This window comes from Pseudomonas sp. UBA6562 (assembly GCF_002434265.1).
Lineage (GTDB): Bacteria > Pseudomonadota > Gammaproteobacteria > Pseudomonadales > Pseudomonadaceae > Aquipseudomonas.
This window is the reverse complement of record NZ_DJJS01000006.1, coordinates 1-22305: the sequence shown is the minus strand read 5'-3', so window position 1 is coordinate 22305 and position 22305 is coordinate 1. Positions and strand designations below refer to the sequence as shown.

Annotated in this window: 21 protein-coding genes; 14 read left to right on the top strand and 7 right to left on the bottom strand. The window is 63.6% G+C overall.

The genetic code is table 11. From position 1 onward, the window contains the following. Positions 1-3 precede the first annotated feature (3 nt). From B4M43_RS07820 to dksA, 4 genes are all read right to left on the bottom strand, one after another. The gene (locus tag B4M43_RS07820) at positions 4-2988 is read right to left on the bottom strand and encodes a sensor histidine kinase (RefSeq protein ID WP_296265800.1); all 2985 of its coding nucleotides are present in this window, start codon (positions 2986-2988) and stop codon (positions 4-6) included. Then, on the bottom strand, positions 2972-3148 hold the full coding sequence (locus B4M43_RS07815) for a hypothetical protein (RefSeq protein ID WP_010796831.1): 177 nt from the start codon (positions 3146-3148) through the stop codon (positions 2972-2974). Before B4M43_RS07815 ends, B4M43_RS07820 begins: the two co-directional genes overlap by 17 nt. Positions 3149-3261: 113 nt before the next feature. Beyond that, positions 3262-4149, bottom strand: coding sequence for a tRNA glutamyl-Q(34) synthetase GluQRS (gluQRS, locus tag B4M43_RS07810; protein ID WP_296265792.1), 888 nt, complete (start codon positions 4147-4149; stop codon positions 3262-3264). A 63-nt stretch (positions 4150-4212) separates the two neighbouring features. Next, on the bottom strand, positions 4213-4659 hold the full coding sequence (gene dksA, locus B4M43_RS07805; protein WP_296265790.1) for an RNA polymerase-binding protein DksA: 447 nt from the start codon (positions 4657-4659) through the stop codon (positions 4213-4215). A 208-nt stretch (positions 4660-4867) separates the two neighbouring features. Here dksA and B4M43_RS07800 point away from each other — a divergent pair, with 208 nt between their 5' ends. Continuing rightward, positions 4868-6040 carry a pyridoxal phosphate-dependent aminotransferase gene (locus B4M43_RS07800; RefSeq protein WP_296265788.1) on the top strand — a complete coding sequence of 391 codons (1173 nt, stop codon included), beginning with the start codon at positions 4868-4870 and terminating at the stop codon, positions 6038-6040. Then, entirely contained in the window at positions 6040-6753 is a 714-nt protein-coding gene (gene sfsA / locus B4M43_RS07795; RefSeq protein ID WP_296265786.1) for a DNA/RNA nuclease SfsA, read from the top strand. Before B4M43_RS07800 ends, sfsA begins: the two co-directional genes overlap by 1 nt. Here sfsA and B4M43_RS07790 read toward each other — a convergent pair. Next, positions 6716-7063: a Rieske (2Fe-2S) protein gene (locus B4M43_RS07790; RefSeq protein ID WP_296265784.1), complete on the bottom strand. Its 348-nt coding sequence runs from the start codon at positions 7061-7063 to the stop codon at positions 6716-6718. The two genes, sfsA and B4M43_RS07790, sit on opposite strands and share 38 nt — an antisense overlap. Positions 7064-7213: 150 nt before the next feature. On the opposite strand from B4M43_RS07790, the gene B4M43_RS07785 reads away from it, so the two are divergent. The 3 genes from B4M43_RS07785 to B4M43_RS07775 are packed head-to-tail and all read left to right on the top strand — an operon-like array spanning position 7214 to position 9896. After that, a complete protein-coding gene (locus B4M43_RS07785; protein WP_414707823.1) occupies positions 7214-8095 on the top strand; it encodes a heme/hemin ABC transporter substrate-binding protein in 882 nt (293 codons plus the stop codon). 50 nt (positions 8096-8145) lie between these two features. Continuing rightward, a complete protein-coding gene (locus tag B4M43_RS07780) occupies positions 8146-9129 on the top strand; it encodes a FecCD family ABC transporter permease (protein WP_296267281.1) in 984 nt (327 codons plus the stop codon). Continuing rightward, on the top strand, positions 9129-9896 hold the full coding sequence (locus B4M43_RS07775; protein WP_296265780.1) for a heme ABC transporter ATP-binding protein: 768 nt from the start codon (positions 9129-9131) through the stop codon (positions 9894-9896). Before B4M43_RS07780 ends, B4M43_RS07775 begins: the two co-directional genes overlap by 1 nt. 308 nt (positions 9897-10204) lie before the next feature. On the opposite strand, the gene B4M43_RS07770 is transcribed toward B4M43_RS07775, so the two are convergent. Then, positions 10205-10480, bottom strand: coding sequence for a TfoX/Sxy family protein (locus B4M43_RS07770; RefSeq protein WP_296265779.1), 276 nt, complete (start codon positions 10478-10480; stop codon positions 10205-10207). Positions 10481-10621: 141 nt separating this feature from the next. Continuing rightward, positions 10622-12181, bottom strand: coding sequence for an AAA family ATPase (locus B4M43_RS07765; protein ID WP_296265778.1), 1560 nt, complete (start codon positions 12179-12181; stop codon positions 10622-10624). 116 nt (positions 12182-12297) lie between these two features. Here B4M43_RS07765 and mrcB point away from each other — a divergent pair, with 116 nt between their 5' ends. The 9 genes from mrcB to msrQ all read left to right on the top strand — a co-directional run bounded on the left by mrcB (position 12298) and on the right by msrQ (position 22171). Continuing rightward, positions 12298-14619 (top strand): penicillin-binding protein 1B, encoded by a 2322-nt coding sequence (gene mrcB / locus B4M43_RS07760; protein WP_296265777.1) that lies wholly within the window; start codon positions 12298-12300, stop codon positions 14617-14619. A 10-nt stretch (positions 14620-14629) separates the two neighbouring features. After that, positions 14630-15427, top strand: coding sequence for a tetratricopeptide repeat protein (locus B4M43_RS07755; protein ID WP_296265776.1), 798 nt, complete (start codon positions 14630-14632; stop codon positions 15425-15427). Continuing rightward, positions 15424-15759 carry a YqcC family protein gene (locus B4M43_RS07750; protein ID WP_296265774.1) on the top strand — a complete coding sequence of 112 codons (336 nt, stop codon included), beginning with the start codon at positions 15424-15426 and terminating at the stop codon, positions 15757-15759. Before B4M43_RS07755 ends, B4M43_RS07750 begins: the two co-directional genes overlap by 4 nt. Before the next feature lie 409 nt (positions 15760-16168). After that, positions 16169-17893 (top strand): acetolactate synthase 3 large subunit, encoded by a 1725-nt coding sequence (locus B4M43_RS07745; RefSeq protein ID WP_296265772.1) that lies wholly within the window; start codon positions 16169-16171, stop codon positions 17891-17893. Between the two features lies 1 nt (position 17894). Next, positions 17895-18386: an acetolactate synthase small subunit gene (gene ilvN, locus B4M43_RS07740; RefSeq protein ID WP_296265768.1), complete on the top strand. Its 492-nt coding sequence runs from the start codon at positions 17895-17897 to the stop codon at positions 18384-18386. Between the two features lie 56 nt (positions 18387-18442). Beyond that, positions 18443-19459, top strand: coding sequence for a ketol-acid reductoisomerase (gene ilvC, locus B4M43_RS07735; RefSeq protein WP_296265765.1), 1017 nt, complete (start codon positions 18443-18445; stop codon positions 19457-19459). A gap of 154 nt (positions 19460-19613) precedes the next feature. Beyond that, on the top strand, positions 19614-20465 hold the full coding sequence (gene pssA, locus B4M43_RS07730; protein ID WP_296265763.1) for a CDP-diacylglycerol--serine O-phosphatidyltransferase: 852 nt from the start codon (positions 19614-19616) through the stop codon (positions 20463-20465). Positions 20466-20543: 78 nt separating this feature from the next. Then, positions 20544-21557 (top strand): protein-methionine-sulfoxide reductase catalytic subunit MsrP, encoded by a 1014-nt coding sequence (msrP, locus tag B4M43_RS07725; RefSeq protein ID WP_296265761.1) that lies wholly within the window; start codon positions 20544-20546, stop codon positions 21555-21557. Then, positions 21557-22171, top strand: coding sequence for a protein-methionine-sulfoxide reductase heme-binding subunit MsrQ (gene msrQ, locus B4M43_RS07720; protein WP_296265759.1), 615 nt, complete (start codon positions 21557-21559; stop codon positions 22169-22171). The genes msrP and msrQ overlap by 1 nt, the downstream gene beginning before the upstream one ends. Positions 22172-22305 lie beyond the last annotated feature (134 nt).

Here is a 22305-nt window from a genome sequence, read left to right as displayed (position 1 = left end):
GATTCAATTCTCTCGACGGTCTCGAATGTCTGGGGACGTCGCTACGACATGCCGTGGCAGGGTAACGCGGATCCGGGTACCAAGTTGCCGTTCGGGGTCGGCAGGGCTGTCGATGGTGATTTGTCCATAATGCTCTTCCACAATCGAATAGACCAGCGCAAGGCCTAGCCCCGTGCCTTCACCGGGGTCCTTGGTGGTGAAGAAGGGTTCGAACAAGCGGTCCATGATGTTCTTGGGAATACCGCTGCCCTCGTCTTCGACGATCAGATCGACCATGTGTTCGTTCCCCTCGCTCAAGGCGCTGCGCACACGCACCGCACTGCCAGGCGGCGACGCGTCGCGGGCATTGGACAGCAGGTTGATCAGCACTTGCGCCAGGCGCTGCGGATCGCCCTCGACCCAATGTTCGGGGTCGCACAGGTTGAAGAACTGCACTTCGAAGTTGCGCCGGTTCAGGGCCAGCAGACCGATGGCGTCCTGCGCGACCTCGGCCAGGCACACCGGCTCTTCGCTGTTCTGCTGGCTGCCGCCGGCGTGGGCGAAGCTCATCAGCGACTGGACGATGCGCGACACCCGCTTGGTCTGCTCGAGAATCTGGCTCGACAGCTCGATGATCTCCCCGTCGCCCTCGCGCTCCTCGCGCAGGTTCTGCGCCAGGCAGGCGATGCCGGTGATCGGGTTGCCGATCTCGTGGGCCACCCCGGCGGCCAGGCGGCCGATGCTCGCCAGGCGTTCGGAGTGCACCAGCTTGTCTTCCAGCGCTTGGGTCTCGGTGAGGTCTTCGACCAACAGCACCAGACCGCTGTTGCCCGGCGCCAGCGGCTCGTCGATGGCCGCCTTGTGCAGGCTCAGCCAGCGCGGCTGGCCTTCGAGCGCCAGGCGATGCTTGTGCAGGTGCTCGTCGGGCAGGCTGACGAAATCCAGCAGCAGCCCGCGCCAGGGCTCGCCGATGGTGATCAGGCGCGAGCCGACCACGTGCTTGGCGGCGATGCCGGTCAGCTCTTCCATGGCCCGGTTCCACATGAGGATTTCCTGGTCCTTGGCCAGCGAGCACACGCCCATCGGCAGTTCCTGCAAGGTCTGCCGGTGGTAGCGGCGCAGCGCGTCGAGCTCGGCGGCCAGGCCCGTGAGGCGCGAGTGGTAGTCTTCCAGGCGGCTTTCGATGAAGTGGATGTCTTCTGTGACGTAGCTTTCGTTGCCCGACTTGTACGGCAGGAAGGTTTCGACCATGTCCTGGGCCACGCTCGGCCCCATCAGGCCCGACAGATTGGCCTCGATGCGGTCGCGCAGGCGCCGCAGGGCATAGGGGCGGCGTTCGTCGAAGGGCAGGTAGAGGTCGCGCAGGGCTTGCTCGACTTCCTTCTGCGCAGCTTTCGCGCCCAAAGGTTTGGCCAGTTGCGTGGCGAACTCCTGGGGCGAGGCGGCATGCAGTTCGCGCCGTTGCGGGCGGCGCACGTTGTCCACAGCGCAGGCCTCGGCTGCGCTGGCCTCTTCGCTGCTGGCGTTGGTGAACAGCGAAATCAGGGTGAACAGCAGCACGTTGGCGGCCAGCGAAGCGATGGCTGCCATGTGCCAGCTGGTGTCGTCGAGCACATAGATCATGTCCAGCAGCGGGATGTAGAAGCCCTGCACATTGCCCAGCAGCGGCAGCAGCATGGTCACCATCCACACCGCGATGCCCGCCAGCAGGCCGGCGATGAAGCCGCGTCGGTTGGCCGTGGGCCAGTACAGCACCGAGAGCACGCCGGGCAGGAACTGCAAGGTCGCGACGAAGGCGACGATGCCCAGATTGGCCAGGCTCTGGTGGTTGTTCTGGGTCAGGTAGAAGACGAAGCCCGCCGCGATGATGGCCACGATCAACGCCCGTCGCGTCCATTTCAGCCAGCGATAGATGTTGCCCTCGGCCGGTGGCTGATAAAGCGGCAATACCAAATGGTTGAGGGCCATGCCCGAGAGCGACAGGGTGGTGACGATGATCAGCCCGCTGGAGGCCGACAGCCCGCCGATGTAGGCCAGCAAGGCCAACGCCGAATTGTTGGCGGCGATGCCCAGGCCCAGGGTGAAGTATTCCGGGTTGGTGGTCGCGCCCAGGCGCAGGCCGGCCCAGAGGATCAGCGGTACGGCCAGGCTCATCAGCAACAGGAACAGCGGCAGGCCCCAGCTGGCGCTGACCAGCGAGCGCGGGTCGAGGTTTTCCGTGAAGGCCATGTGGTACATGTGCGGCATGACGATGGCCGAGGCGAAGAACACCAACAGCAACGTGCGCCATGGCCCTTCCTGGAGCGGGGTGTGCAAGGCGGCCAGGGCGGTCTGATTCTGCAACAGCCAGGTTTCCAGTTCGTGCGGCCCGCCGAACACGCCGTAGAGCGCATACAGGCCGATGCCGCCCAGGGCCAGCAGCTTGATCACCGATTCGAAGGCGATGGCGAACACCAGCCCTTCGTGCTTCTCGCGGGTGGCGATGTGGCGCGAGCCGAAGAAGATGGTGAACAGGCTGATCAGCACGCAGAACGCCAGGGCCACCCGCGCCTTGACCGGCTCGCCGGTGAGGATGTTGATCGAGTCGGCCACCGCCTGGATCTGCAAGGCCAGCAAGGGCAGCACGCCGATGAGCATGAAGATGGTGGTCAGCGCGCCGGCCCAGGTGCTGCGAAAGCGGAACGCCAGCAGGTCGGCCAGGGACGACAGTTGATAGGTGCGGGTGATCTTGAGGATCGGATACAGCAACACCGGCGCCAGCAGGAAGGCCCCGGACACGCCCAGGTAGCACGCCAGGAAGCCATAGCCATATTGGTAGGCCAGCCCCACCGAGCCGTAGAAGGCCCAGGCGCTGGCGTAGACGCCCAGCGACAGGGTGTAGGTGAGCGGGTGGCGGATGACCGCGCGCGGAATCAGGCCACGCTCGCTGATCCAGGCCACGCCGAACAGCACCAGCAGGTAGGCGGCGCTGATCAGGACCATCTGGGTCAGGCTAAAGCTCATCGGCATCTCGTTGGCTCTGCAGAATGAAGGTGACGACGATCAGGATCAGCCAGAGCAGGTAGGGCCGGTACCAGGCGCCGGTCGGGTCGATCCACCAGTCCATGATGGCGGGTGAGAACAGGTAGATCCCCACCACCAGGAGCAGGACCAAACGATAGATGTACATGCTGGCCTCGAAGAATGGGTGGCGCGCAGCGAACAGGGCGGCCGTGGACGGACGTCCCTGTCGTCGAGCAGGGGGCCTGAATCTATTGGGCTTCTACCGTTGGGGCAAGTGTTCTAGCGCAGATCGGCTTCGGCCAGGGTGGTTTGCTGGGGAATCGCCGCGACCTGCCAGCGCTGGCGCGCGATGGCCAAGACCTCGGCGGGGCTAGCGTGCGCCATGTCGGGGTCGGTGGCCTGGCCCAGCGCACGCAAGGCACGCAACAGCAAGGCCGTGGCCTGGTCGGCGTCGAGCGCAGGGGAACGGTAGGTCTTGCCCAGCTTGTGGCCGTCGGGTTGCACGATGAGCGGCACATGCAGATAGCGCGGTTGCGCGAAGCCGAGCAACTCCTGCAAGTACAGTTGCCGTGGCGTGTTGTCGAGCAGGTCGGCACCGCGCACCACGTCGGTCACGCCCTGCCAGGCATCGTCGAGCACCACCGCCAGTTGGTAGGCGTATAACCCGTCGCGACGCTGGATGATGAAATCGCCCAGCTCCCGCCCCAGGTGCTGGCTGAACTCGCCTTGCACACGGTCCTGGAAACGGTAGGTCAGCTCCGGCACCCGCAAGCGGATCGCCGCGCCTTCGCGTGCGTGGCCGGCGTTGCGACAAAAACCGGGGTAGATACCGTCGTACCCTTCGAGCTGTTTACGCGAGCAGGTGCAGGCGTAGGCCAGACCCAGGTTGAACAGGCGATCGACCACGGCTGCGTAAGCCGCGTGGCGTTGGCTCTGCACCACCACCTCGCCGTCCCATTCCAGGCCGTAGCGCTCCAGCGTCTGCAGGATGGCATCGCGCGCGCCGGGCATTTCGCGCGGCGGGTCGGTGTCTTCCATGCGCAGCAGCCAGCGGCCGCCGACCGCGCGCGCATCCAGCCAGGAGGCCAGTGCCGCGACCAGTGAGCCGAAGTGCAGGAAACCACTGGGGGTGGGGGCGAAGCGTCCGATGTAGCGAGTGTCTGTCATGGTCTGGCTGGGCATATGAACGAAACGGGGCGCATGATGCGCCCCGTTCAGGTGGATGAAGGATCAACCCTTGCCGTGGGTCTTTTCCTTCTTCTCGGCAATTTCCTTACAGTCGAAGCACAGGTCCGCAGTTGGGCGGGCTTCCAGACGGCGCAGGCCGATCTCGATGCCGCAGCTGTCGCACCAGCCGTATTCTTCGTCGGTAATCTTCTGCAGGGTTTTGTCGATTTTCTTGATTAACTTGCGCTCCCGGTCACGGTTGCGCAGCTCCAGGGCGAATTCCTCTTCCTGGCTAGCACGGTCGGCCGGGTCCGGGAAGTTGGCTGCTTCGTCCTTCATGTGGTCCACGGTGCGGTCGACGCTTTGCATCAACTCACCTTTCCAAGCGGTCAGCAACTTGGTGAAGTGCGTGCGCATGGGCTCGGCCATGTACTCCTCGCCCTTCGTTTCCTTATAAGGCTCGACACCGTACATGGTCTGACCGGTTTTTTGCTTTTCTACGGTGGACATGAATAGACCGCCTCTCACTCATCTGATCCAATGCGCAGGCTGCTCCTTATCCGACACCCGCCGGCCCTGCGACTGCGAGCCGCCGAACTTATCAGATAGATCGGGGGCGCGCTACCCTCCCGATCTGGCTATGGACAGCGCCGCGTTCGGCACGTTCGGTAGCAGGCCGCAAGAAAAGAATTCAGTTCAGTCATCAGCGAGAAACGCCATGACGCAACCCTACAGCGCACGCAGTCGCGCGATCGAACCCTTCCACGTCATGGCCCTGCTGGCGCGCGCCAACGAGCTGCAAGCGGCTGGCCACGACGTCATCCACCTGGAGATCGGCGAGCCCGACTTCACCACCGCCGCGCCCATCGTCGCCGCCGGCCAGGCGGCCCTTGCCGCGGGCCATACCCGCTACACGGCCGCCCGTGGCCTGCCGGCATTGCGCGAAGCGATCGCCGGTTTCTACGCCCAGCGCTACGGGCTGGACATCGACCCGCAGCGCATCCTCATCACCCCAGGCGGGTCGGGCGCTTTGCTACTGGCCAGCAGCCTGTTGGTGGACCCGGGCAAGCACTGGTTGCTGGCCGATCCGGGCTACCCGTGCAATCGCCACTTCCTGCGCCTGGTCGAAGGCGGCGCGCAGTTGGTGCCGGTCGGGCCCGAGGAAAACTACCAACTGACCGCCGACCTGGTCGAGCGCCATTGGAACCAGGACACGGTCGGTGCGCTGGTCGCCTCGCCGGCCAACCCCACCGGCACGGTGCTCGAGCGCGCCGAGCTGGCCGAACTGGCGCGTGCGGTGCAGGCGCGTCAGGGCCACCTGGTGGTGGACGAGATCTACCATGGCCTGACCTACGGCATGGACGCACCGAGCGTGCTGCAGGTCGACGACGGCGCCTTCGTGCTCAACAGTTTCTCCAAATATTTCGGCATGACCGGCTGGCGCCTGGGCTGGCTGGTGGCGCCGCCGGTCGCGGTGGCCGACCTGGAGAAACTGGCGCAGAACCTCTACATCAGCGCCCCGAGCATGGCCCAGCACGCCGCGCTGGCCTGCTTCGAACCGCAGACGCTGGCGATTCTGGAGGAGCGCCGCGAAGCCTTCGCCCGTCGCCGCGACTACCTGTTGCCGGCGCTGCGCGAGTTGGGCTTCGGCATTGCCGTCGAGCCTCAGGGCGCCTTCTACCTCTATGCCGATATCAGCGCGTTCGGCGGCGATGCCTTCGCGTTCTGCCGGCATTTCCTGGAAACCGAACACGTGGCCTTCACCCCCGGGCTGGATTTCGGTCGCCACCTGGCCGGGCACCATGTGCGCTTCGCCTACACCCAGAGCCTGCCGCGCCTGGAGCAGGCCGTCGAGCGCATCGCCCGCGGCCTGCGGAGCTGGCAAGGCTGATGCGCTTCCATCCCGAACTGGAAGAGGGCCGCCTGCTGCGGCGCTACAAGCGCTTCCTGGCCGACATCGAATTGGCCAGCGGCGAACAGCTGACCATCCACTGCCCCAACACCGGCTCGATGCTCAACTGCATGGTCGAAGGCGGGCAGGTGTGGTTCAGCCGTTCCAACGACCCCAAGCGCAAGCTGCCCGGTACCTGGGAGATCAGCGAAACGCCCCAGGGCCGTCTGGCCTGCATCAATACCGCGCGGGCCAATGCATTGGTCGAGGAAGCCTTGCGCGCGGGGCTGATCGCCGAGCTGGCCGGTTTCACCGCGTTGCGCCGGGAAGTGGCCTATGGCGAGGAGCGCAGCCGCATCGACTTTCGTCTGGAGTACCCGCACGGCGCCGCTTACGTCGAGGTCAAGAGCGTGACCCTGGGCTACCCGGGCTCAGCGGTCGCCGCGTTTCCCGATGCGGTGACCCAGCGCGGGGCCAAGCATCTGCGCGAACTGGCCGCCTTGGCGCGTCAGGGCGTGCGGGCGGTGCAGCTGTATTGCGTCAACCTTACCGGGATCGATGCAGTGCGCCCGGCCGAGGAGATCGACGCGGCCTATGCCCAAGCCCTGCGCGCGGCGGCGGCCGACGGCGTCGAGGTATTGGCGTACGGCACTCGGCTGGATGCCGGGGAAATCTTCATCGATCGGCGTTTGCCGGTGTTGTTGAGTCCATGAGCCACAGGCCCTGGGCGTCTTCGTGACAGGCCAGGGCTTCGAGCCATTCCCCTTCGCAAGGGCCGGCGACGCACTCGCCGCTTTCCACCCGAAACAACGCGCCATGGTGCGCGCATTCGATGAGCTGGCCGCTGGGGTCGAGCAGGCTCGCCTCCGGCGACCACTGCAACCCGATACCCCGATGGGGGCAGCGGTTGCGGTAGAGGTAGACGCGGCCTTGTCGCCGTACGCCGAACAGCGTCGCCTGGTCGAGGCTGAACGCGCGGCTGGTGCCTTCGGGCAGGGCATCGGAAGGGCAGAGAAAATCCATGGTGTCAGCCTTGTGGGAATGCGCGCGTCGCTTGACGCTTCAATGCGAGTAATTATCAAATGGCCGCCAGCGTCGTACCGGCTGCCCATGGTGCGTAGTTCCACCAGGCGTCACAAGGCGCGTGGCCTGCTTTAGCGAGGAATCCCGATGATGCGCAAGTCCCTCACCTTGGTCAGCCTGTGCGCCGGCCTGGCCTTCTCTTCCCTGGCCTTGGCCCAGGAGCTGCCGCAGCGCTGGGTCAGTGCCGGTGGCGCTCTGAGCGAATGGATCAGCGCATTGGGCGGCGAGGCGCACCTGGTCGGCGTCGACACCACCAGCCAGCACCCGCAAACGCTCAAGGCATTGCCAAGCATCGGCTATCAGCGGCAACTGTCCGCCGAAGGCATTCTCAGCCTGCGCCCCGACGTACTGGTCGGCACCGATGAGATGGGACCGCCGCCCGTGCTTGCGCAAGTGCGCAACGCCGGGGTGCGGGTCGAGCTGTTTTCCAGCGAACCGGGGCTCGCTGCGGTCGACGACAACCTCAAGCGGCTGGGCAGCCTCCTTGGCGCCGAACAGCAGGCCGCTACGCTGGCCGGCGACTACCGCCAGCAGATCGATGCCTTGACCGCCTCGATCAAAAACGCCCAGGCCAAGCAGGCCGCGCCCGGTGTGCTGTTGCTGGTCGGCCATGCCGGCGGCAAACCCTTGCTGGCAGGGCAGGGCACGTCGGGGGACTGGCTGCTCAAGCAGGCCGGCGCGCGTAATCTGGCCGACCATCAGGGCTACAAACCCCTGTCGCTGGAGGCGCTGGCGGCCCTGGATCCGGACGTGCTGGTGGTGTCCGACCGCGCGCTGGGCGGCGAAGCGGCCGTGCAGGCTTTGCTCAAGGAGAACCCAGGCCTGGCCGGCTCCCGAGCGGTGCGTGAACAGCGCGTGATCACCCTCGATCCCACCTTGTTGGTCGGTGGCTTGGGGCCACGGCTGCCCGCTGCACTGGAGCGTCTGGCCCAGGCGTTCTATCCCGCAGGCCAGGTCAGCCTGGCGCGATGAGGCGGCTGCTGGCACCGCGCACGTTGTTCATCGGGCTGGGCCTGGCTTGCCTGTTGGCCGTATGGCTGTCGCTGGCATTGGGGCCGGTCAACCTGCCCTTGGCCGACACCTGGCGCGCGGGGCTGCGGCTGCTGGGCGTGCCGCTCTCGGGCGAAGGGCTGGGGCAGGCCGAACTGATCCTGGGGCAGATCCGTCTGCCCCGCACGTTGCTGGGCTTGGCCGTCGGCGCGGTGCTGGCGCTGTCCGGGGTCGCCATGCAGGGGCTGTTTCGCAATCCGCTGGCCGATCCGGGCCTGGTCGGCGTCGCCAGCGGCGCGGCATTGGGCGCGGCGGTGGCGATCGTGGGCGGCAGTTGGCTGGGCGGCATCGATGAGGCGTTCGCGCCTTATCTGTTGTCGGTCTGCGCGTTTCTTGGCGGCCTGGGCGTAACCGCGCTGGTCTATCGCCTGGGCAGGCGCGACGGCCAGACCAGCGTGGCGACCATGCTGCTCGCCGGCATCGCCCTGACCGCCCTGGCCAGTTCGGCCGTGGGGCTGTTCACTTATCTAGCCGACGACGCCACGTTACGCACCTTGACCTTCTGGAACCTGGGCAGCCTCAACGGCGCCAGCTACCAGCGCCTGTGGCCACTGCTGTTGGTCACCGGCGGCGTGGCGCTGTGGCTGCCGCGCCGGGCACAGGCGCTCAATGCATTGCTGCTGGGCGAGTCCGAGGCGCGGCACCTGGGTGTCGATGTGGAAGGGCTCAAGCGCGAGTTGGTGTTCTGCACTGCATTGGGGGTAGGTGCGGCAGTGGCGGCGGCGGGCCTGATCGGTTTCATTGGCCTGGTGGTGCCGCACCTTGTGCGCCTGTTGGCCGGGCCGGACCACCGCGTGGTGCTGCCAGCGTCGCTGTTGGCAGGCGGCACGTTGTTGCTATTCGCCGATCTGATCGCGCGGCTGGCACTGGCCCCTGCCGAACTGCCCATCGGCATCGTCACGGCCTTCATCGGTGCGCCGTTCTTCTTGTTCCTGCTGATCCGAGGACGCGGCTGATGCTCGAAGTCGAAGCCTTGCACCTGCGCCGCGGCCACAAAGCGGTGCTGAGCGATATCGACCTGCAACTGCAACCTGGCCAGATAGTAGGCGTGCTCGGCCCCAACGGGGCGGGCAAGAGCAGTTTGCTGAGCGTGCTGTGCGGGGAACTGGCACCGAGTCAGGGGCGAGTACGCCTGGCGGGGCGTGCGCTGGACAGTTGGCGCGGGCAGGAGAGGGCACGTTGCCTGGCCGTATTGCCGCAAGTCTCGAGCCTGGGCTTTTCCTTCACGGTTCGGGAAGTGGTGGGGTTGGGCCGTCTGCCCCATGCCAGCGGCGAGCGGCAGGATGGCGAGATCGTCGAAGCCGCGCTGCGGGCGGCCGATGCCTGGCACCTGTGTGCGCGTAGCTATCTGCAGCTGTCGGGTGGCGAGCGTCAGCGCGTGCACCTGGCGCGGGTGCTGGCTCAACTATGGCCCGGAGCGACCGGTACCACCCTGTTGCTGGACGAGCCGACCTCGATGCTCGACCCGCTGCATCAACACACCACCTTGCAAACGGTGCGCGACGTCGCCGACCGCGGCGCGGCCGTGCTGGTGATTCTGCACGACCTGAACCTGGCCGCCCGCTACTGCGACCGCATTCTGCTGTTGCAGGAGGGGCGCTGCCACGCCTTGGACGTGCCGTCACGGGTGCTCACACCCCAGGCCTTGCAGGCGGTGTTCGGTATCGAAGTGCTGGTGCAAGCGCATCCCGAGCGGGGGCACCCCTTGGTCATCATGCGCTGAAGCGGCGAAAGGGGCTGACCCGCGTAGGGGCCGTTCCTGTCCGCAAGCCGTGAAAGGCGGACGGGAACGGCCCCCGATCTGGCTGCGGCAGGCGATGGACCAGATCGCCTGCCATCCTCATCGACATCGGCAAAAGCACCGATAAAAAAAGACCCGGCAAATTGCCGGGTCAAAAACCGTGATTAGCCTGATGAGGAGATAATCTGAGAGTCCGACCAAGGGCTTTCAGGTTATCCAACCAGTCTCGCGACCAGTTGTGATAATCATAACGATTCTCATTTCGTAGTCAATCCCCTGCACCGCATTTATCAAATTATTTTTTGGTTCAGCGGTTTGGCATTCAGTTGCTGTAGCAGCGCCTGTTTGCGTTCGCTTGGCAAATCGTTCCAGTGCATGTCGAGCAAGGCACCTTCGATGGCATACAAAAGTACTTTCGATGCACGAAACCCCCGCAGCTTCACCGCCCGGTAGGCGCTGACCGCGCCGAGGCGGCGTAGGTCGGAGAGGCTGTGGATGCCGACGGCGTGAAGCCATTGCGCGGAGGTCTTGCCCAGATTTTTAAGGTGCTGCAACTCATCGTTCATCAAGCCTCCTTGCGATGGCTGAACGGTGTCGTCTGAGGAAATCGTCAGCAGAACAGCAGATGAGTGTAGCGGGGTTTTGCCAATGCGCCTTTTTTGCCATACGAGGCCGTGATCCGGCCTCGCCTGGCAAGGTTTGGGCGATTACAGGCCTGGCAGGCGCTGGCGAATCTGCTCGATCAGCCCATCCATGGCACTGGCTTGGTGGGTGTCGACACGCTTGCTGAGCAAGGTTTCGTCTTGATCGAGCGGCTCGCGCCCTGCCTGTTGCGCCTTGACGACTTCCAGCGTGGCATCCGATGGGTCGCTCTGCTCGGATCGACGCTGCTCCAGCCAACTGAGGATCACCGCTTCGGGCGCATGGCAGTCGAGGATCAGGAACGGCACGCCGGTTTCGCTGGCCACATGGGCCGCTGCATGGCGCTGGTCCTGCTTGAGGTACGTGGCATCGAGCACCACGGGCAAACCTGCCTTGAGAATGGTTGCCGCCAATTGGTGCAGGCGCTGGTAGGTGGCGATACTGGCATCTTCGGCATAGATACCGCTGGCCAGTGCCTCAGCCTCGGCCGATTGCTCGCCGAACAGACGCTTGCGCTCCACGTCCGAACGGACGCGAATGGCGCCCAGGGCTTCAACCAGACGCATGGCCACATGGCTCTTGCCCACCGCCGAGACGCCGTGAGTGATCGCCAGCAGCGACGAAGGAATGGCGCTGTAGCTCTCGGCCAGGTTGGCGTAGTTGCGGTAGGTACGCAGGGTGGTGGCGCGCTGCACGCCGTCGGCGTCGGCAGACAGGCTGAACAGCGCGACCTTGGCCCGTACCAGCGCGCGGTAGGCTTTATAGAAGTTGAGCAGCTCCAGGCCTTGGTAGTCGCCGGTCAGTTCCAGATACTGGCTGATGAAACGCCGCGCCAGCCACTTCAGGCCGCGGTCTTCGAGGTCCATGGCCAGGAAGGCGATGTCGGCGTAGACATCGGTCATGCGGAAGGGCTCGTTGAACTCGATGCAGTCGAAGATCACGACCTTGCCATCGATCACCGTGGCGTTGCCCAGGTGGATGTCGCCGTGGCATTCGCGCACGAAGCCCTCGGCCTTGCGCTTGAGCATCAACGACTCCAGGCGCTGGTAGGTGCTCTGTGCCCAGGCTTGCAGGTTGTCCAACTGCTCCAGGTCGGCGCTGTCCTTGAGGAACGGGCGAATCTGCTCGAAGTTCTGCTCGACCGGCTCCATGACGTGGTGCGGCGAACCCAATGGTTTGGTGTCGGGCACGCGGGGCGCGTCGAGGTGGAACGCGGCGATCTGCCGGGCCAGTTGGTCGATGTGGTCAGCGGTCAGTTCGCCATTGGCCTGCAGGGCATTGAGCATGTTCGCCTGCGGAAACTGACGCATCTTCAACACGTACTCGAGCGCTTCGCCTTCGCCGCCGATGACCGGTGCTTCCACACTGCCGGTGATCGGCAGCACATCCAGGTACAGGCCTTCGGTCAGGCGCTGGTTGAGGTGCAACTCTTCGTTGCAAAAATGCCGGCGTTTATCCAGGTCGGTGAAGTCGAGAAAACCGAAGTTCATCGGCTTCTTGATCTTGTAGGCGTATTCGCCGGTCAGCAGGACCCAGGAGATGTGCGTCTCGATGAGTTGGAACCCGTCCACGGGATGGGGGTACAGGGCGCTGTTCTGCAGCGCGTCGATCAGGGCTTGGCTCACGAGCGATCCTTCGGAGGGTCAGGGAATTCGAAGGGGCCATTATGGTCAATGGTGCCTTCCCTGCAAACCGCCGGGATGCCTGCCCAGCCAAAGTAAAGTGCGTATAATCCGCCGCCATGACTCGATCCCGAAAGCCCCGTACCCCCAAGAAATCCAGCCCCGGACGCGGCCGCGTCCTGCTCGGCTGGGCCCTGAAGCTCAGCCTGGTAGGCCTGGTCGCGCTCGCCGGCTTCGCCGTGTACCTCGACGCCACCGTGCAGGAAAAATTCTCCGGCAAGCGCTGGACCATTCCGGCCAAGGTCTATGCCCGCCCGCTGGAGCTGTTCGTTGGCCAGAAGCTGAGCAAGAACGACTTCCTCACCGAACTCGACGCCCTGGGCTACCGGCGTGAAGCCGCCGCCAGCGGCCCGGGCGAAGCGTCGGTCAACGGCAACAACGTCGACCTGAACACCCGTGGCTTCCAGTTCTATGAAGGCATGGAGCCCGCGCAGTTCGTGCGTGTACGCTTTTCCGGCGACTACGTGGCGGGACTTGCCGGGGCCAACGGCAGCAAACTGGACGTGGTGCGCCTCGAACCGCTGATGATCGGCGGTATCTACCCGAAAAACCTCGAAGACCGCATCCTGATCAACATCGACCAAGTGCCGCCGTACCTGCTCGAAACCTTGATCGCCACCGAAGACCGCGACTTCTATAGCCACCATGGCGTATCGCCCAAGTCCATCGCCCGGGCGATGTGGGTCAACACCTCGTCGGGCGCGATGCGCCAAGGCGGCAGCACCCTGACCCAGCAGTTGGTGAAGAACTTCTTCCTGACCAACGAGCGCAGCCTGAGCCGCAAGCTCAACGAAGCCATGATGGCGGTGTTGCTGGAGCTGCATTACGACAAGCGCGAAATTCTCGAGGCTTATCTGAACGAAGTGTTCGTTGGCCAGGACGGCCAGCGCGCCGTGCACGGTTTCGGCTTGGCCAGCCAATTCTTCTTCAGCCAGCCATTGTCGGAACTCAAACTGCACCAGATCGCCTTGCTGGTCGGTATGGTCAAGGGGCCTTCGTACTACAACCCGCGTCGTTATCCGGAGCGCGCCTTGCAGCGGCGCAACCTGGTGCTCGACCTGCTGGCCCAACAGGGCGTGGCCAGCCAGGAAGCGGTCGACGCCGCGAAGCAGATGCCGCTGGGCGTGACCAAGCGCGGCAGCCTGGCCGACAGCTCCTTCCCGGCCTTCCTCGACCTGGTCAAGCGCCAGCTGCGTGAAGACTACCGCGACGAAGACTTGACCGAAGAAGGCCTGCGCATCTTCACCAGCTTCGACCCGATTCTGCAGATGAAGGCCGAAACGGCCATGACCGAGACCTTCAAGCGTCTGGCTGGGCGTAAGGGCTCCGATGAGGTCGAGTCGGCGATGGTGGTGAGCAACCCGGAAACCGGCGAAGTGCAGGCGCTGATCGGCAGTCGGCAGTCCGGCTTCGCCGGCTTCAACCGCGCCATCGATGCCGTGCGGCCGATCGGCTCGCTGGTCAAGCCGGCCGTCTACCTCACGGCGCTGGAAAAACCCGGCACCTTCACCCTGACCAGCCTGGTGCAGGACGAGGCCTTCTCGGTCAAAGGCGCCGACGGGCAGGTCTGGCGTCCGCAGAACTACGATCGTCGCTCCCACGGCACCATTTACCTGTACCAAGGGCTGGCGCACTCCTACAACTTGTCCACGGCCAAGATCGGTCTGCAAGTGGGCGTGCCGAATGTGATAAAGACCATCGGCCGTCTGGGCGTGAACGTGAACTGGGACGCCTTCCCGTCGATGCTGTTGGGCGCGGGCGGCATGTCGCCCATGCAGGTGGCGACGATGTACCAGACCATCGCCAACGGCGGCTTCAATACCCCGATGCGTGGTATCCGCAGCGTGCTGACCGCCGAAGGCGAGCCGCTCAAACGTTATCCCTTCCAGGTCCAGCAGACCTTCGACGGCGGCGCCATCTACCTGGTGCAGAACGCCATGCAGCGGGTGATGCGCGAAGGCACCGGCCGCTCGGTCTACAATGTGCTGCCCAACTCGCTGACCCTGGCGGGCAAGACCGGTACCAGCAACGATTCGCGCGACAGCTGGTTCTCAGGCTTCAGCCAGGACCTGCTGGCCGTGGTCTGGCTGGGCCGCGACGACAACGGCAAGACGCCGTTCACCGGCGCCACCGGTGCGTTGCAGGTCTGGACCAGCTTCATGCAAAAGGCCGACCCGTTGCCCTTGGACATGCCGCAACCGGACAACATCGTGCAGGCCTGGATCGATCCGAACACCGGGCAAGGGTCCGACCAGAGCTGTCCGGGCGCCGTGCAGATGCCGTATATTCGCGGCAGCGAGCCTGCGGCCGGTGCCGCCTGTGGTGGCGAGCAAGCGCCGGACGACTCGGTCATGGACTGGGTCAAGGGCTGGATGAATTGAGCACTAGAGCATGAGAGGGCGTGAATTGAACAAGTGGTGGTTTCCAGTCTTGACGGCCATTGCCGTGCTGCAGGGTTGCTCCAGCGTTCCGCGCGGCAACATTCCGGTCGTGGATTCGAGCTCTCGCGTGTCCAACAGCGAGCGCATCCAACAGCGAGCGCACACGGCGGCGACGCCCAACACCGGTACTGCGCAGGCGCAGTCGCTGCCGGAAGATTCCGGCGTGACGGTGATGATTCCCCAGGGCGCGGGCGCCTCGCCGATCCAGTCGTTCCCGGCCGGTAGCGGCGCGGCGCCGATCGAGGCCACGCCCATCGAAACGGCGCCCGTCAACGCAGCGCCTGTCACCAGCGACCCCAACCCTATCGCCGACGAGCCGTTCGACATCGCGTCGATGTCCGCACCGCAATCGGCGCCTGCCGCCAGTGCGCCGACCGGCATTCCGCGCAGCAACCGCGCTGCGGAACTGGCCGCCGACGAGCAGCTCGACGGCCCGGTGCTGGCATTGCTGACCACCGCGCAGCAACAGCAGGGCAGTGGCGACTTCAACGGCGCCTCCTCGAGCCTGGAGCGCGCCCAGCGCATCGCGCCGCGCGAGCCGCAGGTATTGTTCCGCCTGGCCCAGGTGCGTCTGAGCCAGGGCGATGCCGCACAAGCCGAGCAGTTGGCCCGCCGCGCCCTTACTTACGCCAACGGTCGCCCCAGCTTGCAAGCCGAGCTGTGGAACACCATCGCCCAGGCCCGTGAAAAACAGGGCGACAGCGCAGGCGCGGCGGCGGCAAGGCAGAAAGCCAAGGTCAACCTATGACCGTCGAGCAGCGTGTGCTGGACATCGCCGATCAGCTGTTGCTGATCGAGCGCGAGTTGCAGGTGCAGGGCTGGTGGGTGAACACTGCGCCCGATCCCAAGGCCCTGGCGAGCGTCGAGCCGTTCGCCGTCGACACCATGGCGTTCGAGCAATGGCTGCAATGGATTTTCCTACCGCGCATGACGCAGATCATCCAAGGCGGCCATCCGTTGCCCAACGCTTCCGGCATCCTGGTCATGGCCGAAACGGTGTTCGCCGACCGTCCCGAGCAAAGCCGCGAGCTGCGCCGACTGCTGGCAGCGTTCGATCGTTCGATAGGCGCTGACGCCTGATTTCTGCTCTTTTCACCCTCAGGGCCGCAATTTGTGGCCCTTTTTTATGGATAACTTTATTTTCCTGCTGTAACGATAGGAAAACGTGGTGGCAAATAATCGTACTGACAGATTATCCGCAATAATTTTTCTTGACTTGAAGCGGCAGAATCAGAAGAATCCAGTTTCCGCTTAAGGGGGACTGCCAGAAGCAGACCCGCCAAGCAGATCATGAGGCGCATACCCGCGCCGCCTGCTACACCCCGCAACGCGTTACCTCGCGCTGGGTGGGAACCCCCCGCAACACTCTGGGGCGATCCCAATACTTGCTCAGTCAGTGCTGACGTTTTCGCTCATGCTCTGCTTGGCAGTAAACCTATTAAGACCCGTCCATCGAGGGCGGTATTCTGGCGTTTTAGAGGTGAACATCGTGGAGCTCTTATCCGGCGCTGAAATGGTCGTCCGCTTTTTGCGCGACGAAGGCGTTAAGCACATCTACGGGTACCCTGGTGGTGCTCTCCTTCATGTTTACGATGCCCTGTTCAAGGAACCGGAAGTCGAACATATCCTGGTTCGCCACGAGCAGGCTGCGACCCACATGGCCGATGGCTATGCCCGTGCCACGGGCAAGGCCGGCGTCGTGCTGGTGACTTCCGGTCCTGGCGCGACCAACGCCATCACCGGTATCGCCACGGCCTACATGGACTCGATCCCGATGGTGATCCTGTCCGGTCAGGTGCCCAGCACCATGGTCGGCACCGACGCCTTCCAGGAAACCGACATGATCGGTATCTCGCGGCCCATCGTGAAGCACAGCTTCATGATCAAGCACGCCAGCGAGATCCCCGAGATCCTGAAAAAAGCCTTCTACCTGGCAGAGTCCGGCCGTCCCGGTCCGGTCGTGGTCGACATCCCGAAAGACATGACCAACCCGGCCGAGAAGTTCGAGTACGTCTACCCGAAGAAGGTCAAGCTGCGCTCCTACAGCCCAGCCGTACGTGGCCACTCCGGGCAGATCCGCAAAGCGGCCGAGATGCTCCTGGCCGCCAAACGGCCGGTGGTCTACGCCGGTGGCGGGGTGATTCTCGGCGGTGGCTCCGAAGCCCTGACCGCGATCGCCAAGTCGCTGAACCTGCCGGTCACCAACACTTTGATGGGCCTGGGCTGCTTCCCCGGCAGCGACGACCAGTTCGTCGGCATGCTCGGCATGCACGGCAGCTACACCGCCAACATGGTCATGCACCATGCCGACGTGATCTTCGCCGTCGGTGCGCGCTTCGATGACCGCGTGATCAACGGCCCGGCCAAGTTCTGTCCGAACGCCAAGATCATCCACATCGACATCGATCCGGCGTCGATCTCCAAGCTGATCAAGGCCGACGTGCCGATCGTGGGCCCGGTCGACAGCGTGCTGACCGAAATGCAGGCGATCCTCAAGGAAATCGGCGAGCTGCCCGACAAAGCCGCAGCCGATGCCTGGTGGAAGCAGATCGACGAGTGGCGTGGCGACCAGGGTCTGTTCCCCTACGACAAGGGCGACGGCAACGTCATCAAGCCGCAGAAAGTCATCGAAACCCTGTGCGAAGTCACTCGGGGCGATGCCTACATCACCTCCGATGTCGGCCAGCACCAGATGTTCGCCGCGCAGTACTACCGTTTCAACAAACCCAACCGCTGGATCAACTCCGGCGGCCTGGGCACCATGGGCTTCGGCTTCCCGGCGGCAATGGGCATCAAGCTCAACTTCCCCGAGCAGGACGTGGCTTGCGTGACCGGCGAAGGCAGCATCCAGATGAACATCCAGGAGCTGTCCACCTGCATGCAGTACGGGCTGCCGGTGAAGATCGTCAACATGAACAACGGCGTATTGGGCATGGTGCGCCAGTGGCAGGACATGGCCTACAACGGTCGCCACTCGCACTCCTACGTCGAGTCGCTGCCCGACTTCATCAAGCTGGCCGAAGCCTATGGCCACGTCGGCATTCGCATCACCAAGCTCGAAGACCTCAAGCCCAAGTTGGAAGAGGCCTTCGCGATGAAGGATCGGCTGGTGTTCATCGACATCGCCATCGACCGCACCGAGCACGTCTATCCGATGCAGATCAAGGACGGTTCGATGCGCGACATGTGGCTGAGCAAGACGGAGCGTACCTGATATGCGGCACATCATTTCCCTGCTGCTGGAAAACGAACCCGGTGCCTTGTCTCGCGTGGTCGGCCTGTTTTCCCAGCGCAACTACAACATCGAAAGCCTGACCGTGGCGCCCACCGAAGACCCGAGCCTCTCGCGTCTGACGCTGACCACGGTCGGCCACGACGAAGTGATCGAGCAGATCACCAAGAACCTCAACAAGCTGGTCGAGGTGGTCAAGCTGGTCGACCTGTCGGAAAGCGCGCACATCGAGCGCGAGCTGATGCTGGTCAAGGTCAAGGCGACCGGGGCGCAGCGCGCCGAGATCAAGCGCACCACGGACATCTTCCGCGGGCAGATCGTCGACGTCACCGCCAGCGTCTACACCGTGCAGTTGAGCGGCACCAGCGACAAACTCGACAGCTTCATCCAGGCCATCGGTACGGCCTCGATTCTGGAAACCGTCCGTAGCGGCGTGACCGGTATCGCACGTGGCGACAAAGTCCTGAGCATCTGACTCAATACAATTAGCGATGGCCCTACAGGGGCCGAGATATAACCAGGGGTAAGTGCATGAAAGTTTTCTACGATAAAGACTGCGACCTTTCCATCGTTCAGGGTAAGAAAGTCGCCATCATCGGTTACGGTTCGCAAGGCCACGCCCAGGCCTGCAACCTGAAAGACTCCGGCGTCGACGTCACCGTCGGCCTGCGCAAAGGCTCGGCCACCGTCGCCAAGGCCGAAGCCCATGGCCTGAAAGTCGCCGACGTCGCCAGCGCCGTTGCGGCGGCCGACCTGGTCATGATCCTGACCCCGGACGAATTCCAGGGCGCCCTGTACAAGAACGAAATCGAGCCGAACATCAAGCAGGGCGCTACCCTGGCTTTCTCCCACGGTTTCTCGATCCATTACAACCAAGTCGTGCCGCGCGCCGACCTCGACGTGATCATGATCGCGCCGAAGGCCCCGGGCCACACCGTGCGTTCCGAGTTCGTCAAAGGCGGCGGCATTCCTGACCTGATCGCGATCTACCAGGACGCCTCGGGCAACGCCAAGAACGTCGCGCTGTCCTACGCCGCAGGCGTCGGTGGCGGCCGTACCGGCATCATCGAAACCACCTTCAAGGACGAGACCGAAACCGACTTGTTCGGCGAGCAGGCCGTGCTGTGTGGTGGTACCGTCGAGCTGGTCAAGGCCGGTTTCGAAACCTTGGTCGAAGCTGGCTACGCGCCGGAAATGGCCTACTTCGAGTGCCTGCACGAACTGAAGCTGATCGTCGACCTCATGTACGAAGGCGGCATCGCCAACATGAACTACTCGATCTCCAACAACGCCGAGTACGGCGAGTACGTGACCGGTCCTGAAGTCATCAACGACGAATCCCGCAAGGCCATGCGCAATGCGCTGAAGCGCATCCAGGACGGCGAGTACGCGAAGATGTTCATCAGCGAAGGCGCCACCAACTACCCATCGATGACCGCCAAGCGTCGCAACAACGCTGCGCACGGCATCGAAGTCATCGGCGAGCAACTGCGCTCGATGATGCCGTGGATTTCGGCGAACAAGATCGTCGACAAGGCCAAGAACTGAGTTCGGTCTCGACCACACGAAGAACGCGGCCTCGGCCGCGTTTTTTCGTTCTGGGGCCGGCATCTGGTATAAAGCTGACCGGTGGCGTGTGTGGCAGAACCGGTCATACGCGCCCGTGTCGAACGTTTTCCACCCTGTTGCAAGGTACTTTTACATGAGCGAACGTCCCGAAGAGCCGCATACGCCCTCCGACGCCGAAAGCCTGTTGCCTGTCGATGAGCATGTCGAAGAAGGGCACGATGCGGATGGGCACAAAGTGCGGCATCGCGGCATCTACCTGCTACCCAATCTGTTTACCACGGCCAACCTGTTCGCCGGGTTCTACTCGATCATCAGCTCCATCAACGCTCACGGCTACATGAGCGCCGGCAACCCGCGCGAGGCCAGCAACTACTTCGCCTTCGCCGCCATCGCGATTTTCGTGGCCATGGTCCTCGACGGCCTGGACGGCCGCGTCGCACGTATGACCAATACCCAGAGCGCCTTTGGCGCCGAATACGACTCGCTGTCGGACATGGTCGCCTTCGGCGTCGCCCCGGCGTTGCTGGCGTTCGTCTGGGCGCTTGGCGACATGGGCAAGGTCGGCTGGATGGTCGCCTTCATCTATGTGGCGGGTGCGGCACTGCGCCTGGCGCGTTTCAATACCCAGGTCGGCAAGGCCGACAAGCGCTACTTCATCGGGCTTGCCAGCCCGGCGGCGGCGGGTGTGGTGGCGGGCATCGTATGGGCCTTCAGCGACTACGGCATCCAGGGCTCGAAACTGTCGTTCCTGGTGGCGTTGATCGTCGCTGCGGCTGGCATGCTGATGGTCAGTAACATCAAGTACAACAGTTTCAAGGAACTGGATCTCAAAGGTCGTGTGCCCTTCGTGGCCATACTGGCTGTTGTCCTGGTGTTCGCGGTCGTATTCAGCGATCCGCCGCGAATCCTCCTCTTGATCTTCCTGGGTTATGCCGCATCCGGGCCTATCCAGTTCCTGCTGCGCAGTCGCCGTCGCAAACGCTAATAATCCGGCAGATGCAGGAATAAGCGTCAGGCTCCATAGTCTTACAGGTACATCCGCTACCTGTGCTATGGAGCCATCATGCTCATCAAGATTCGCAAGTCTTCCGACTGCACTGCGTCACAGATCACGCCCGAATCCCTCTACCTCTCGCGCCGCAGCGTGCTCGGCGGTTCGCTCGCCGGCCTAGCTGTGGCGGGACTGCCGCGCATCGGCGCTGCGAGCGAAGCCTCGCGTTATGCCGACGTCGAGTCCGGCAAGGCGCCTGCCTGGTTCACCGACAAGCTGGCCAGCACTCGCTGGGGAGCGATCACGGTCAAGGACGAGGCGATCACGCCTTATAAAGACGCCACTCATTACAACAACTTCTATGAGTTCGGGCCTGACAAGGGCGATCCGGCTGCCAACGCCGGTAGCCTCAAGACCGAACCCTGGAGCGTGGTGATCGATGGCGAAGTGGGCAAGCCTGGGCGCTATGCCCTGGAAGACCTGGTCAAGCCGAGTCAGTTCGAAGAGCGTGTCTATCGGCTGCGCTGTGTAGAAGCTTGGTCCATGGTCATTCCATGGCTGGGCTTTTCGCTGGCCGAGCTGCTCAAGCGCGTCGAACCAACCTCCAAAGCCCGCTTCGTTCGCTTCGAAACCCTTCAAGATCCCAAAAGCATGCCGGGACAGCGATCCGGGTTCGCCTTGATCGACTGGCCTTATGTCGAAGGCTTGCGCCTGGATGAAGCCATGAATCCCTTGGCGCTGTTGGCAGTAGGGATGTATGGCCGCGAACTTCCCAACCAGAACGGTGCGCCACTGCGCCTGGTGCTGCCTTGGAAATACGGTTTCAAAAGTATCAAGTCCATCGTGCGCATCAGTTTGGTGGAGCAACAGCCGCAAACCACGTGGCAAGGGCTTGCGCCGACCGAGTATGGCTTCTATGCCAACGTCAATCCGACCGTAGACCACCCCCGTTGGAGTCAGGCGCGTGAGCGACGGCTGCCGAGTGGGTTGTTCAGTCCGAACGTGCGCAGTACCGAGATGTTCAACGGCTATGCCGAGGAGGTGGCAGGGCTTTATCAAGGCATGGACTTACGGAAGAACTACTGATGCGTTATCCACTGTTTCGTTTGGCGATATTCATCCTGGGCGTGGCGTTTCCCGCCTGGTGGGTATACGAGGCGGCCGCCAACCTGCTGGGACCGGACCCAGGCAAGATCCTGGTGGACCGTCTTGGGTTGGGCGGGTTGATCTTCCTGCTGGTGTCGCTGGCCATGACGCCGTTGCAGCGTGTGACCACGTGGGCGGGGTGGATAGTAGCGCGCCGGCAGATCGGTTTATGGGCGTGCGCCTATATAGGGCTGCACCTATCGGCCTACCTGGTGTTCATCCTGGGGCTCGATTGGGGGCAGTTGACCGTCGAGCTCAGCAAGCGCCCCTACATCATTGTCGGTGCCTTGGCCTTCCTGGGGCTGCTGGTATTGGCGGCCACTTCCAACCGTTACAGTCAGCGCAGGTTGGGTGCGCGTTGGAAGAAACTGCACAAGCTGACGTACCCCGTGCTTGGGTTGGCGTTGCTGCACTTCCTCTGGATCGTGCGTTCGGACCTGACCGAGTGGGCTATCTATGCAGGCATCGGGGCGTTGCTGTTAGTGCTTCGGGTGCCGGCGATCGCCAAACGCCTGAAGAGAACCCGGGGCAGGGCGGCAAGCAGGGCAGTCTGAAAGTATTTTTAAATAAGCCCTTGACCCCTCGCCAGATCTCTTTATACAGCGCACCACTTACGGGGCAAACGGAACGTAACACTCATTGAGATTCCACGAGTTGACCGTTTTCCCAAGACTGGAAGCGCTTCGAT